This window comes from Luteitalea sp. (assembly GCF_044337415.1).
Lineage (GTDB): Bacteria > Acidobacteriota > Vicinamibacteria > Vicinamibacterales > Vicinamibacteraceae > Luteitalea.
Genome location: NZ_JBIINP010000029.1, coordinates 1 through 14,675, shown reverse-complemented (window position 1 = coordinate 14,675; position 14,675 = coordinate 1). Strand labels below are relative to the sequence as shown.

Genomic DNA, 14,675 nt, shown 5'->3' with positions numbered 1-14,675 from the left:
TGGCCTGGGCATCCGTCGGCGGTCGAGGTACGCGATACTCGAGCGGTATGCGCGTCATGCCCTGCTTCCTCCTCGCCGCCCTTGTCGGCAGCCCTGCCGCCGCACAGACCGTGGCCACCGAGCACGACGCCCACCGTCTGCACGGGGACCCCACCGCCTACATGGCGTCGCTCGACGATCCGGCGCGCGACGCCTGGCAGAAGCCGCACGAGGTCGTGATGGCGCTCGGCCTGGCACCCGGCATGGTCGTGGCCGACATCGGCGCCGGATCGGGGTACTTCACGTTGCGGTTCGCGCGCCACGTCGGCGCCGGCCGCGTGCTGGCCGTGGATGTGTCGCAGCCGATGCTGGACGCCGTGCGCTCGCGGGCCGCGGGCGCCGGCTTGACGGCCGTGTCCACGGTGCTCGCGCCGCCCGACGACCCGACGCTGCCGCCGGCAGGCGTCGACCTCGTGTTCATCTGCGACACGTGGCACCACGTCGAACGTCGGCCCGCCTATCTCGCCCGGATCCGTGCCGCGTTGAAGCCGGGCGGCCGCTTCGCCATCGTCGACTTCCACAAGGACGCCCCCGTCGGGCCACCGGCGTCGATGAAGCTGACGCGCGCCGAGGTCCTGGCCGAGGTGCAGGCCGCCGGCTTCGAGCTCGCCGCCGAGCACACGATGCTGCCGCACCAGTACTTCCTCGTGTTCACGGCCGGCCGATGAGGGCGCGGTGGCTCGCGCGCGTCGCGGCGCTCACCCTGCTCGGCGCCACCGTGGCGATCGGCGGGACGCACGTCAGGGCTGGCAGGGACGCGCCGGTCGGCACGCCGTGGTCGCGCGAACTGCGCGAGGTCGCCACGACGGCGGGTCGCGTGCGGTTCGACCTGTATCGGCCATCGCCCTTGCCGGCAGGGCCGCGCCCCCTCGTGGTGGTGGCACACGGGTTCTCGCGCAGTCGTGCACAGATGGCCGGCTGGGGGCGACACCTGGCCACGCAGGGCGACGTGGTTGCGGTGCCTGACCTCCCGGCGTGGGCCGATCACGCCAGGAACGGCGCTGCCATCCGGGGGCTGGTGGCCTCCTTGCTTGCACATCCCCCAGCCGCCGTCGCGCTCGATCCTGCGCGCGTGGCGCTCATCGGATTCTCCGCGGGCGGATTGGCGACGCTGCTGGCGGCAGCCGACGATCCCGGCGTGCGCGTGTGGATCGGGCTCGACCCGGTGGATCGCGACGGCCTCGGTGCGCGAGCGGCCGCGCGGTTGCAGGCGCGGGCCGTGGTGATCCTGGCCGAGCCCTCGGCGTGCAACGCGCGCGGCAACGCCCGCGACCTTATCGCGGCGCTCGGCGATCGCGTGCAGGTGGTGCGGATCCCGGGGGCCACCCACGTGGACGCCGAGTGGCCGACGAGCCTTGCGGCCCGGGCCGCCTGCGGAGGCACCGACGAGACGCGACGCCAGGCGTTCGTGAGCAATGCCACAGAGGCGCTGGGGCGGCTGCTCGCGGCGCCGCACGCGCCCCGTCCCTGACCCGTCGCTGCTCCTGCCGCCGCAGGGGGCGTTGGCGAGCCCTACCCAACGACAGTCGGCCGATTCCCGATGCAGCGCGTGTCGGAACAGCCGATGATCCGTATGCGGACGCGTGCGCGCCCGCCGCACAGCGCCATGCGGATCAATCCGACCAGCCGTCTCCTCATTGTCTCCATCCTGCTGATCTCAGCGGCCAGCATCGCCGCGTACCTCGGCGCGCTGCACCTGATCCAGCACCGCCGGCAGGCGTACGAGGACATGTTCGCCACCGTGCGGGCGCTGGAGCAGTTGCGTGCGGGCAGCGACCTGCTCACCGACGAGCTCCGTGCCTTCGCGTCGACGGCCGAGCCGTCGCATCGGCGCCGCTTCGAGGAGGAACTGGACGTCACGCGTTCGCGCCAGGCCGCGGAGGCCGCCGCGCGTCCCTATCTCACGCTGGCGGAACGTGAGCGCATCCGCGAAGCCGTGCGCGCGTCCGACGACCTCGCCGAGTTCGAGCGCACCATCGTCGACATGGTGGCGGCCGGCCGCCGCGACGAGGCCGTCGCCGCCGCCTGGGGCCAGGAGTACCAGCAGGGCAAGACGGCCGTCATCAACCCCATCCTGCGGGTGCGGGCCGACGTCGAGACGCGCCAGCGGCGCGAGATCGATTCCCTCACCACGCGCGCCGACTTTGCCTCGCGGTCCGCGCTGGTCGGCCTGGTCGTCAACCTCGTGTTCCTCGCCGCGGCGCTCTTCGTCTTCTTCCGTCGGCGCGTCATCGAGCCGCTGGTCACGATGACCGAGCAGGCCGGGCGCCTCGTCGCCGGCGACACGGACGTCCGCTTCGGGCACCAGCACGAGCAGACCGAACTCGGCGATCTCGCACGCACGCTGGAAGCCTATCGCGCCATCAACGCGACTCGTGAGGACGAGGGCTGGGTGCGTGGCGTGGTGCAGGAGTTCGCGGCGGTCGTCAACCGCATGGAACTCACGACCGAATGCGGCAACCGGATGCTCTCGATGCTGGCGCCGCTGGTGCCGGCCGCTGGCGCGGCAGCCTACATCCGGGACCTGGGCGCGCCGGGCGAGATCCAGGAGGCGGCCTTCGTGCGTGTCGGCAGCTACGGCCTCGACGCCAATGCACGCCTGCCGGAGCGCTTCCTGGACGGCGAGGGCCTTGCCGGGCAGGCCGCGCGCGATGGCCGGGTGCTCTCGGTGGATGCCGTTCCCTCCGAGCACCTCGCCCTGAAGACGGGCCTGGGGGATGGACTGGCCGCGACGGTGACGGCCGTGCCCCTCATCGGCGATGGGGTGAGCCTCGGCGTGATCGTGCTGGCCGGCTATGTCGCGCCCGGCATGCGCGCCCGGCAGTTGCTCGAGGCACTGCCGACGCTGGTCGGCGGCCGACTGGCCACCCTGTTCCGCAACAGCCGGCGCGAGGCGCTCCTCGACGAGGTACGCGAGCAGGCGCGTCGGCTCGAGGAACAGGCCGACGAGCTCGAGGCGCAGCAGGCGTCGCTCAAGGCGACCGAGGCCTGGTACTCGGCGATCATCGAGTCGGCGCCCGACGGCATGATCGTGGTGCGCCAGGACGGCACGATCGCGCTCACCAACGCGCAGCTCGACCAGATCTTCGGGTACGACCGCGGCGAGTTGCTCGGCAGGTCGATCGAGGTCCTCGTACCCGAGGGCCTGCGCCAGCGTCACGTCGGCATGCGCGACGGGTTCCTCCACGGTGGCCACATGGGCACGATGGCCGACGTCGGCCGCGTGCTGTACGGCTGCCGCAAGGACGGGTCGCGCGTGCCCATCGAAGCCGGCCTGGCCATGCTGCCGGGGCTGGACGGGCGGCCGCCGTCGGCGTGCGCCGCCATCCGCGACGTCAGCGACAAGCACCAGCGCGACGAGCAGATCAAGGCGCTGATGCGCGAGCAGGAGGTGATCTTCGGCAACGCGCCCATCGGCATCGTCTACACCGCCGCGCACCGGATCCTGCGCGCCAACGCCCCGGTCGGCAACCTGTTCCGCCTGCCCGCCGACATGCTGGCCGGCCAGTCGACCTCGATCTTCTTCGGGGGGGGCGACGAGGAGCGCGACCGTTTCCTCGCGACGATCGAGCCTCGCCTGGAGGCAGGGGCGAGCGCGAGCCAGGAGTGGGAGGTGGAGCGCTCGGACGGGACGCGCTTCTGGGTGAACTGGCGCCTGCAGCGCCTCTTCTCCGACGATGACGACAACACGGTGACGATCGCGACGATCGAGGATGTGACCGAGCGTCGCCGGCTCGACGAGGAGATGCGCCGTGCCCGTGCACTCGCCGAGGAGGCCGCGCAGGCCAAGGCCAACTTCCTGGCCAACATGAGCCACGAGATCCGGACGCCGATGAACGTGATCATCGGGTCGACGCACCTGGCCCTGAAAGGCAGCCTCGACGCGCGGCAGCGCGAGCACCTCGAGCGCATCCAGCAGGCCGGCCAGCACCTGCTCGGGCTGATCGACGACATCCTCGACATCTCGAAGATCGAGTCGGGCCGCCTCTCGCTCGAGCACACCGAGTTCGAGTTGAGCCGCGTGCTCGACAACGTGGCGGCGCTCATCCGCGAGAAGGCCGGCGCCAAGGGACTCGAGCTGATCTTCGACGTCGCCCGCAACGTGCCCGACCTGCTCGTGGGCGATCCGCTGCGCCTGGCGCAGGTGCTGATCAACTACGGCAACAACGCCGTCAAGTTCACCCACACGGGCGAGATCGCCGTCACCGTCCGCCTGATGGAAGAGGATGCCGGCACCGTGCTGCTGTCCTTCTTCGTCCAGGACACCGGCATCGGGCTCACGCCGGAGCAGAAGGCCCGCCTGTTCCAGACCTTCACGCAGGCCGACGCTTCGACGAGCCGGCAGTACGGCGGCACCGGTCTCGGCCTGGCGATCTGCCACCAGCTCGCCGAACTGATGGGCGGCGCCGTCGGCGTCGACAGCACCTTCGGCGAGGGCTCGACGTTCTGGTTCACGGCGCGCTTCGGCCGGAGCACCCGCCTCACCCGCCACCTGCTCCCCGAGCCCGAGATGCGCGGGCGCCACGTGCTCGTCGTCGATGACCACGAGCACGCGCGGGCGGTGTTGGCCGATCTGCTCTCGAGCCTCGACTTCCGCGTCGAGTCGGCGGGGTCGGGTGCCGAGGCCATCGCGTGCGTCCGGGCCGCGGCCGAGGCCGACGACGCGTTCGACATCGTGACACTGGACTGGCGCATGCAGGGGATGGACGGCGTCGAGGCCGCCCGCCAGATTCGCGGCATGGGCCTCGAGGCGGCGCCGCACCTGATCCTCGTGACCGCGTACGGCCGCGAGGAGATCGTGCGCGAGGCGCGCGAGGCCGGCGTCGAGTCGGTGCTCATCAAGCCGGTCACCGCCTCGTTGCTGTACGACACGATGGTGCAGGCGCTCGGCGCCGCCCGGAGCGAAGTGGCCTACGTGGACCAACCCTCGTCGGCGCTCGAGGCGAGCCTGGAGCGGTTGCGAGGGTGCCGCATCCTGCTGGCCGAGGACAACGACATGAACCAGATCGTCGCGCGCGAGCTGCTCGAGGGGGCGGGCTTCGACGTCGACGTGGTGTCCAACGGCCAGGTGGCGGTCGAGCAGGTGCGTGCCGGGCAGTACGACGCCGTCCTGATGGACATGCAGATGCCCGTGATGGACGGTCTGGCTGCGACGCGCGAGATCCGCAGGTCGCACCCGCCCGAGGCGCTGCCCATCATCGCCATGACTGCCAACGCCATGGCGCCGCATCGCCAGCAGTGCTTCGACGCCGGCATGAACGACCACGTCGCCAAGCCGATCGATCCGGACCGCCTGTGGGCGGCGTTACTGCGCTGGATTCCGGCCCGCCGGTCGGTCGCCCCGGCGCCAGCGTCGCGCGGCCCGGTCCCACCCGCTCCGGCCGAGGATGCCGACATCGTGCTCCCACACGACATCCCCGGGCTCGATGTCGTCTCGGGGCTGCAACGCACACTCGGCAAGCGCGGCCTGTACGCCTCGCTCCTGCTGCGGTTCGCCGACCAGTGGGGCGATGCCGCGGAGCGTATCCGCGTTGCGCTCGGCGCCGCCGACGGCGGGGAAGCCGAGCGGATCGCGCACAGCGTGAAGGGCGTGGCCGGCATGCTGGGCGCAGGCGATGTGCAGGCCGCCGCCGACCGCGCCGAGCGCACCATTGCCCGCGGGGCGGGCGCCGACGTGATGCACGCGGCGATCGACGATCTCGGGGCCGATCTCACCCATCTGGCCGATGGCATCCGTGCCCGAGTGCGCACGGCCCCGGTCCGGTCACCGGATGGTCCGAAGCCGGACGTGGACGAGGTGGCCCTGCGCGCCGTCACCGCACGCCTCGCCGCGATGCTCGGCGCGGGCGACACGGACGCCGCCGGCGCGCTCGAGGACGGCATCGAGATGCTCCACGCCGCGTACGGCGAGGCCGTGGCCACGATGCGCTCGGCGATGGAACGCTTCGACTACGAGGAGGCCCGCAGCGTCCTCCTCGAGGCCGCACGCGCCAGGGGGCTGCCACTCGAAGGGAGCCACACGTGACGACGAGCCATCCGCTCGAGCAGGCCGTCATCCTGGTGGTGGACGACGTGCCCGAGAACCTGACCGTGCTGAGCACGCTGCTCGCCCCGCGCTACCGGGTGCGCGTGGCGACCAGCGGCGCGCGGGCGCTCGATCTGGCCACCACCGGCACGCCGCCGGACCTCGTGCTGCTCGACGTGATGATGCCGGGACTCGACGGGTACGAGGTGTGCGCGCGACTGAAGGCCGACGCGCGCACGCGCGACGTGCCGGTCATCTTCCTCACCGCCAAGAGCGACGTCGAGGACGAGGCCCGTGGCCTCGACGCCGGCGCCGTCGACTACATCACCAAGCCCATCAGCCCGCCGATCGTGCTTGCGCGCGTCCGCACGCACCTGGCGCTGAAGGCCTCGGCCGATTTCCTGCGCGACAAGAGCGCGTACCTCGAGACCGAGGTCGCACGCCGCGCTCGCGAGCTCACCGCCATCCAGGACGTCACCATCCACGTGCTGGCCTCGCTGGCCGAGACGCGCGACAGCGACACGGGGCATCACATCCGGCGGACGCAGCACTACGTGCGCGCGCTCGCGCTGCGCCTGCGGTCGCGCCCCCGTTTCGCCGCCTACCTGACCGACCGTGCCATCGACATGCTGTTCCGGTCGGCGCCGTTGCACGACATCGGCAAGGTGGGGATTCCCGACCGCATCCTGCTCAAGCCCGGCCGTCTCACGCCCGACGAGTTCGCGATCATGAAGACGCACACCACGCTGGGCTACCAGGCGATCGACAGGGCCGAGACGCTGCTCGGCATCGAGGTCGGCTTCCTCAGCACGGCCAAGGAGATCGCGCTGTCGCATCAGGAGAAGTGGGACGGCAGCGGCTATCCCCAGGGACTGGCCGGCGAGGCCATCCCCATCTCGGCCCGGCTCATGGCGCTTGCCGACGTCTACGACGCGCTGTCGTCGCGGCGTGTCTATCGTGGCGCCTGGACCCCCGAGCAGGTCCTCGCGGAGATCGTGTCGGGCAGCGGCACCGCCTTCGACCCCGAGGTCGTCGAGGCCTTCCTCGAGATTCGATCCGAGTTCGCCGCCATCGCCGAGACCTATGCCGACCCCGACCATCACGGGCTGCCGGCGTAAGGGGCCGTGCGGCTGGCTGCTCCGCAGACGGCCCCACGCGCCGGCCCGGCCGCGCCCTCAGTGTGCGGTGAGCGTCGCGAGGTAGCCGCGGAACAACACCGGTCGCGGCCTGCGGCCGAACACGTCGGGGAGCGTCGCCTCACACCACTGGCGGACCGACTCGAGGGGGGTGCCGCGACGGACGGCATCCTGGACACAGGTCTCGGTCAGCATGTAGTCGACGAAGAACTCCGGGGTGAGCGTGATCGGGATGGCGAAGTCCTCACCGCGCTCGACGCGGAAGCCGCTGGCGCGTTCGGCGAGGATGGCGGGCGACAGCGGGATGGCCTGGCCGGCCGGGTAGGGATACCGCGTCGTGAAGGCCTGGAACCACGCATCGAGGGTGTCGCCGTCGGCGAAGCTGCGCGCGGTGGCGAAGTCGTAGACGGCCAGGCAGCCATCGGCCGTGAGGACGCGCCGCACCTCGGGCCACACCGCGGCCAGGTCGCGCGTGTAGTTGAGTGAGCCCGCGGCCGCCACCAGATCGACCGAGGCCGTCGCGAACGGCATCGCCTCCGCCCCTGCCGCGACGAACGGCAGGTCGGGGCGCAGCGTGCGCGCCGTGCGAACCATGGCCTCGGCTGGGTCGAATCCCACGCAGGTGGCCGCCATCTCGCGCAACGGACGCGTGGACAGCCCGGCGCCGCACCCGAGGTCGAGGGCCACGCGGTGGTGTCGTCCGCCGAGCCAGTCGCGCAGCAGGGCGAGCACGCGCGGATGCACCGGGGGCCGCGCCGCCGCATAGCCGGCGGCCATGTGTTCGTCGCTGAACGGATTGCTCATGGACGGATTCTAGGGCCTGGGGGCTAGGGGCTGGGCATTGCTCATGCCTCATTGCTCATGCCTCATGCCTCATTCGGAAGGTCAAAGGTCAAAGGTCAAAGGTCAAAGACAGAAAGACTCGCTGTCACTGCCGACTGCCGACTGCCGACTGCCGACTGCCGGCCAAGCCCCAAGCCCCAAGCCCCAAGCCCCAAGCCCCAAGCCCCAAGCCCCAAGCCCCAAGCCCCAAGCCCCAAGCCCCAAGCCCCAAGCCCCGATATCGAAGGATATCCCGCGTGCCGTGGCCATCGCGAGTCGCTTGTCGCGCGCTCGCGGCGTGGTTCAAGATCGGCGCGCGGGCGCCGATGCCCGAAGCGGTCCGCCGACCATGCGGCGGGGAGTGTCCGTCCATGACCGAACGCCTGCGCACACGCCGCGGCAGCAGCCACCTGCCCGAGGCCGACGCGGCCCTTGCCGACCTCGCGGCGCAGATCGTCCAGCCCGACATGCGGCTCGCGCTCGTCTTCGTGAGCCCGCGCTACGATCGGGAGGCGCTCGGCCGCGCGATCGGCGCGCACTTCACCTGCCCGGTCCTCGCGTGCACGACGGCAGGCGAGATCGGCGCCGACGTGGGGTACGCCTCCGGCGGCATCGTGGGGGCATCGCTCGCGTCTGCCGAACTCGACGTGCGCACGGTGTTCCTGCCGTCGCTGGCCGAGTTCGTGCGCGCCGGCGGCGAGTTGCCGGCCGACGTGACCGCCCCGCCGGCCGGCGCCGCCCGCCGTTTCGCCCTGCTGCTCCTCGATGGCCTGTCGATGCTCGAGGAGCCGGTCAGCGCCCTGGTGAACCGCCAGCTGGGAGGCGTCCCCGTGATCGGCGGCGCTGCCGGCGACGGCCTCGACTTCCGTCACACGCTCGTGTATCACGACGGCCGCTTCCACGAGGGCGCCGGCATCCTCGCGTGCGTCGACACGACGCTGCCGTTCTCGTCCTTCATGCTCCAGCACTTCGCGCCCACCGACACCAAGCTGGTGATCACCGAGGCCGACGTCGCGACGCGGCGCGTGCTCGAGATCGACGGCGAACCCGCCGCCGATCGCTACGCGCGCGTGGTGGGCCTCGACACGAGCCGATTGTCGCCGCAGGTGTTCGCCGCCCACCCGGTGATGCTGCGCCTGGGGGGCCGGTACTACGTGCGCTCCATCCAGCGCGTGAACGGCGACGGCTCGCTCAGCTTCTTCTGCGCGATCGACACCGGCCTCGTGTTGACACTGGCGCGTCCCACCGACCTGGTCACCGACCTCGAGGCCCACCTCAAGGCCGCCACGTCGTCACTCGACAATCTCTCGCTGATCCTCGGGTTCGACTGCGTGTTGCGCCGGCTCGAGCTCGAGCAGGCCGGACGCCTGTCGTCGGCCAACGCCGTGCTGGCGCCGTACCCCTTCCTGGGTTTCAGCACCTACGGGGAGCAGTACAACGGGCTGCACATGAACCACACCATGACCGGCCTCGCGCTCGGCGGCTGACGCCATGGACGAGACCGTCGACGCGCTGCGCAAGCGCATCATCACGCTCGAGAAGATCAACACCGCGCTGATGCATCGCGTCGAGCGCTCGGTGGACACCAGCGCCAGTGCCTACGCGCTGTTCGAGCGCACCATCACCCTGCAGGACCGCGTCGACCAGTACACGCGCGAGCTCGAGGCCAAGCATGCCGAGCTGACCGTGACGCTGGCGCAACTGCGTGCCAGTGAGGACCTGCTCGCCCGCACCGGCGAGGCGGCGCGCGTCGGCGGCTGGGAACTCGACCTGCGCAGCGGCGCCGTCCGCTGGACGGCGCAGACGCGGCGCATCCACGAGGTGCCGCCCGACTTCGTGCCGACGCTCGAGACGCTGTTCGGCTTCTATCCGGCTGCCGCGGCCGAGCAGTTGCGGGCGGCCGTGGAGGCCTGTCGCTCGGAGGGCACCCCCTGGGACCTCGAGGTGCCGTTCGTGACGGCGCAGGGGCGCCACCTCTGGGTGCGCGTGCAGGGCCGGGCCGAGCTCGAGCAGGGCCGCGCCGTGCGCCTCAGCGGTCCCTTCCAGGACACCACCGCCCGCCGCGAAGTCGAGGAGGCCATCCGTCGCGAGCGCCGCCGCCTCCAGTACGTGATCGAAGGCACGCACGCCGGCACCTGGGAATGGCACGTCGACACCGGCGACGTCGTCGTCAACGACTACGGCGCGCAGATGCTCGGCTACACGCCCCTCGACTTCCGCCTGTTGTCCAAGGACCGCTGGTGGGCGCTCGTGCACCCCGACGATGCCGAGGGCGCGAGGGGCATGTTGCAGGCGCACCTCGAGGGCGGGTGTCCCTACGTGGACCAGGAGTACCGCGTCCGCCATCACGACGGACACTGGGTGTGGGTGCAGCAGCGCGGCAAGGTGGTCGAGCAGGGCGATGGCGCCCTGCCGCGACTGGTCGCGGGCACCGTCCTCGACGTCACCGCGCGCCGCCTCGCCGACGACCGGTTGCGCGAGACCAACCGCCAGCTCACCGAGGCCGAGTCGCGGGCCCGTCAGTTGGCCGACGTGGCCGAGGCCGCCAACCGCTCCAAGAGCGAGTTCCTCGCCAACGTGAGCCACGAGATCCGCACGCCGCTCAATGGCGTGCTGGGCATGGCGTCGCTGCTGCGCGACACGCCACTGGCACCCGACCAGCGCCGGCTGGTCGAGACGATCAGCACCAGCGGCGAGCTGTTGCTCGGCGTGATCAACGACATCCTCGACATCTCGAAGATGGAGGCGGGGCGGCTCGACATCACCCCGACGGCGTTCGTGGTCGGCGACCTGCTCGAGGGCCTCGCGGCCTCGCTCGCCATCCGCGCGCACCAGGCCGGCCTCGAGCTCGTGTGCCTCGTGGATCCGGGGGTGCCGCCCGTGCTGGTCGGCGACGTCGCGCGCCTGCGACAGGTGTTGACCAACCTGACGGCCAACGCCATCAAGTTCACCCAGGCCGGAGACGTCATCGTGCGCGTCTCCCCGCTCGTCCTGGTCGGGCGCGAGGCGGCGATCCGCTTCTCGGTGCAGGACAGCGGCATCGGCATCCCGCCGCAGAAGGTCGACGAGATCTTCGAGAAGTTCACGCAGGCCGATGGCAGCACGACCCGACGCCATGGCGGGACGGGACTCGGCCTGCCCATCTCGCGGCAGTTGGTCGAGCTCATGGGCGGCGCCATCGGCGTGGAGAGTCCCGAGGGGACCGGTTCCGAGTTCTGGTTCACGCTCCCGCTCACCCTTCCGGCGACCGCGCCGGTGTCGTTGCCGTCGCCGCCGATCCTCGAGGGCGCGTCGGTCCTGATCGTCGATGACCACCACGCCCACCGGGAGCTGATGACCGCGCTGCTGTCCGGATGGGGGATGGTGGTCACGGCGGCTGCCGAGGCGTCGACCGCCTTGCGACTGCTTCGAGACGCGGCCCAGCGCGGCACACCGTGCGCGGTCGTCATCGTCGACGCGGTGATGCCCGGCTACGACGGCCCGACGCTCGAGGCGCTGATTCGGGGGGATGCCGCGCTCGGCGCGCCGGCGCTGGTGCGCATGGTGCCGCTCGGCATGCGGGCGGAGGCCCAGGGCGAAGGCCGGCCCGATGGCGTGGTGGTGAAGCCGCCGCGACGTGTCGAACTGCGACGCGTGTTGTGCGACGTGCTCGGCGGCGCGCCGCCGCCCCGCGCGCCGGAGGCGCCCCACACCAGCCGTCAGTCGCTGCGGGCCAGCGCCCGCGTGCTCCTCGTCGAGGACAACCTCGTCAACCAGCGCGTCGCGCTCGGCATGCTGGCCAAGCTCGGCGTCGAGGCCGACGTGGCCGGCACGGGCGTGGAGGCCGTGCGGGCCTTCGACGGTGCCACGTACGACCTGGTGCTGATGGACGTGCAGATGCCCGACATGGACGGCCTGCAGGCCACGCGCATCATCCGCGAGACCGCCGCCATCGAGCGGCGGCCCCACGTGCCGATCGTCGCCGTCACGGCGCACGCGATGCAGGGCGATCGCGAGCGCTGCCTCGCCGCCGGCATGGACGACTACCTCAGCAAGCCCCTATCGGTGTCGAGCCTGGATGGCGTGCTCGATCGATGGCTGGACGGCCAGTCCCGGACGCCAGAGGTGCCGACGTCCTGACGTCGCACGCGGTGAGCCCGAGGTGTGTCCGTTGGCGCGCGTCAGGGCGTCCCTGGCCAGGCCGCTGCGCTTCAAGCCCGTCGTTCGCGGGCCGATTTCGGCAGTAGCCAGGCGTGTGCGCATGCCGGCACTCGCATGACGATCCTCGACGCCGTCTCGCCGGTCCCTGCCCGCCTCCACGCCGCCCTCGGCGCAGCGGCACAGGGCCTGTTCGACATCGACCTGTGCACCGGCGACGTGTCGCTGTCGCAGGGGTTCGTCGCCAGGCTGCGCGTGCCCCCCGGGCATGAGATCCGGCGCTGGAGCGACTGGATCGCCCTCGTGCACCCGGACGACCGCGCGTACTTCGCGGCGGTCCACGCCGAGGTGGCCGCGGGCGACCTCCCCGAGCGGTCGCGGGACTTCCGCCTGCCTCGCGCCGACGGCACCTGGGGCACTTTCTGCGCCATCGGCCGCACCCTCACCGTCGACGAGGCGGGGCGGGGACGGTACCTGACGGGCATCCTCGCCGACGTCACGGAGGCACGCGCCGAGCAGACGCGCCTCCGTCGCCTCGCGTCGTCCTACGCGACCCTGAGTGAACTGAACCACGCCATCGTCCATGCCCGTTCGGAAGAGGAGCTGCTGCTGCGCCTCTGCCAGGCGGCGGTCGTGTCTGGCGGCTTCACCATGGCGTTCGTCGCGATGATCAACGAGTCGTCTGGCGCGGTCGAGCCGCAGGCGGCCTACGGCGACGAGTGGGGCTACCTCGAGGGCATCCACGTCTCGGCCTCGGCGGACACGCCGTATGGGCATGGCCCGACCGGCACGGCCATCCGCGAGAATCGCCCGTACTGGTGCCAGCAGTTCATGGAGGACCCCGGCACGCTGCCTTGGCGTGACCGTTGCCCGGATGGGCCTCCGTGGGGCTCGGCCGCCGCGCTGCCCCTGCGACGCGCTGGCCACGCCGTCGGCGCGCTCACGCTGTACATGCACGAGCCCGGCGCCTTCGACGAGGAGACGCAACGGCTGCTGGCCATGATGGTCAACGACGTGAGCTTCGCGCTCGACCACTTCGCGCGCGAGGCCGCCGGGCGCCGCGTCCAGCAGGAGGCCGACGCCACGCGGGCACAGCTCGAGGCCACCATCGACGCCATGCCCAACCTGATCTTCGAGGTCGGCCTCGACGGGCGCTTCTACAACTACCATTCGCCGCGCGTGGACCTGCTCGCGGTGCCGCCCGACGCATTCCTCGGGCGCACGATCCACGAGACCATGCCGCCCGCGGTCGTCGGCAAGCTCGAGGCGGCCCTCGACGAGGCCCATCGCACGGGCTACTCGACCGGCATCAGCTACGACCTGGAGTTGTCCGGGGGCACGCGCTGGTTCGACCTCTCGATCGCGCGCAAGCGCGTCACCGACGGCGAGGCGCCACGCTTCATCGCGGTCGTGCGCGACGTCACCACGGCGCGGGCCGCGGAGGCCGAGCGCGCGCATCTCGAGGCGCAGCTCAGGCACTCGCAGAAACTCGAGGCGCTCGGGCAGCTGGCCGGCGGCCTCGCCCACGACCTCAACAACGTCCTCACGCCGATCCTGATCAACACGCCCCTGGTGCGCGACGTCGTGGCCGACCCGGCGGCGCGCGAGCTGCTCGACACCACCGAGCAGTGCGCGCGGCGCGGCGCCGACATCATCCGTCGCCTGCTCACCTTCGCGCGTGGCGCGCCGGGGGAGCGCAAGCCGGTGTCGGTGGCCGAGGTCTGTCGCGACATGGCGAAGATCGCGCGCGAGACCTTCGCGCGCAACATCGTCGTGCGCGTCGCGGTGGCCGACGACGTGTGGGCCATCCAGGGAGACCTCACGCAGATCCACCAGGTGCTGATGAACCTGTGCGTGAACGCGCGCGATGCGATGCCGGAGGGCGGCACGCTGACGCTCGAGGCCGGCAACGTGACCGTGGCCGAGCCGCCGCAGGACGGCACCTCGCCGGCGCGGCCGGGCCCGTTCGTGCGCATCCGCGTCCGCGACACCGGGACGGGCATGACGCCGGCGCAGATCGAGCACATCTTCGAGCCCTTCTACACGACCAAGCCCATTGGGAAGGGGTCGGGCCTCGGCCTCCCGACCGTGCGCGGGATCGTCCGCAGCCACGGCGGCTTCGTGGAGGTCGACAGCACACCCGGCGAGGGCACCGCGTTCGCCATCCACTTCCTGCCGGCCGTGGCGCAGGTGGCCGCGGCCGTCGCCGAGCCGACGGCACCACGCCGCGGCCGCGGAGAACTGGTGCTGGTGGTGGACGACGAGGCGACGATCCGCAGCAGCGTGCGGCGCTCGCTGCTGGCGCAGGGTTACACCGTGATCGTGGCGGGCGACGGGCGTGAGGGCGCCGACGTCTTCGGCAAGCGTGCAGCCGAGGTGCGGGTCGTGGTGAGCGACATGATGATGCCGGTGATGGATGGGCTCGCCCTGCTCGCCGCCGTCCGTGAGGCGAGGGCCGACGTCCCCTTCATCCTCATGAGCGGCCTGCTCGATCGCGCCACCCCGCGCGGCGGCCA

General features: G+C 71.7%; 8 protein-coding genes. 7 read left to right on the top strand and 1 reads right to left on the bottom strand.

What is annotated here, in order from left to right:
- Window positions 1-56 precede the first annotated feature (56 nt).
- The 4 genes from ACIRDX_RS07445 to ACIRDX_RS07430 all read left to right on the top strand — a co-directional run bounded on the left by ACIRDX_RS07445 (window position 57) and on the right by ACIRDX_RS07430 (window position 7,182).
- Complete coding sequence (locus ACIRDX_RS07445) at window positions 57-707, top strand: class I SAM-dependent methyltransferase (protein WP_396624776.1); 651 nt, start codon at window positions 57-59, stop codon at window positions 705-707.
- The gene (locus ACIRDX_RS07440) at window positions 704-1,510 is read left to right on the top strand and encodes a dienelactone hydrolase family protein (RefSeq protein ID WP_396624775.1); all 807 of its coding nucleotides are present in this window, start codon (window positions 704-706) and stop codon (window positions 1,508-1,510) included. Before ACIRDX_RS07445 ends, ACIRDX_RS07440 begins: the two co-directional genes overlap by 4 nt.
- Before the next feature lie 135 nt (window positions 1,511-1,645).
- Window positions 1,646-6,064 carry a response regulator gene (locus tag ACIRDX_RS07435; RefSeq protein WP_396624774.1) on the top strand — a complete coding sequence of 1,473 codons (4,419 nt, stop codon included), beginning with the start codon at window positions 1,646-1,648 and terminating at the stop codon, window positions 6,062-6,064.
- Complete coding sequence (locus ACIRDX_RS07430; RefSeq protein WP_396624773.1) at window positions 6,061-7,182, top strand: two-component system response regulator; 1,122 nt, start codon at window positions 6,061-6,063, stop codon at window positions 7,180-7,182. The genes ACIRDX_RS07435 and ACIRDX_RS07430 overlap by 4 nt, the downstream gene beginning before the upstream one ends.
- Before the next feature lie 57 nt (window positions 7,183-7,239).
- On the opposite strand, the gene ACIRDX_RS07425 is transcribed toward ACIRDX_RS07430, so the two are convergent.
- Window positions 7,240-8,004, bottom strand: a complete 765-nt coding sequence (locus ACIRDX_RS07425; RefSeq protein WP_396624772.1) for a class I SAM-dependent methyltransferase — start codon at window positions 8,002-8,004, stop codon at window positions 7,240-7,242.
- A gap of 389 nt (window positions 8,005-8,393) precedes the next feature.
- On the opposite strand from ACIRDX_RS07425, the gene ACIRDX_RS07420 reads away from it, so the two are divergent.
- The 3 genes from ACIRDX_RS07420 to ACIRDX_RS07410 form a co-directional block, all read left to right on the top strand.
- Complete coding sequence (locus tag ACIRDX_RS07420) at window positions 8,394-9,509, top strand: FIST signal transduction protein (RefSeq protein ID WP_396624771.1); 1,116 nt, start codon at window positions 8,394-8,396, stop codon at window positions 9,507-9,509.
- Between the two features lie 4 nt (window positions 9,510-9,513).
- Complete coding sequence (locus ACIRDX_RS07415) at window positions 9,514-12,141, top strand: response regulator (RefSeq protein WP_396624770.1); 2,628 nt, start codon at window positions 9,514-9,516, stop codon at window positions 12,139-12,141.
- 135 nt (window positions 12,142-12,276) lie between these two features.
- Window positions 12,277-14,675: ATP-binding protein (locus tag ACIRDX_RS07410; protein ID WP_396624769.1), on the top strand; the 2,399-nt coding region annotated here is incomplete at its 3' end.

Excerpts from the sequence above, each read along its gene's own strand:
- ACIRDX_RS07445 (WP_396624776.1), top strand. The coding sequence starts at position 57 with ATGCCCTGCTTCCTCCTCGCCGCCCTTGTCGGCAGCCCTGCCGCCGCA.
- ACIRDX_RS07440 (WP_396624775.1), top strand. The coding sequence starts at position 704 with ATGAGGGCGCGGTGGCTCGCGCGCGTCGCGGCGCTCACCCTGCTCGGC.
- ACIRDX_RS07435 (WP_396624774.1), top strand. The coding sequence starts at position 1,646 with ATGCGGATCAATCCGACCAGCCGTCTCCTCATTGTCTCCATCCTGCTG.
- ACIRDX_RS07425 (WP_396624772.1), bottom strand. The coding sequence starts at position 8,004 with ATGAGCAATCCGTTCAGCGACGAACACATGGCCGCCGGCTATGCGGCG.
- ACIRDX_RS07420 (WP_396624771.1), top strand. The coding sequence starts at position 8,394 with ATGACCGAACGCCTGCGCACACGCCGCGGCAGCAGCCACCTGCCCGAG.
- ACIRDX_RS07415 (WP_396624770.1), top strand. The coding sequence starts at position 9,514 with ATGGACGAGACCGTCGACGCGCTGCGCAAGCGCATCATCACGCTCGAG.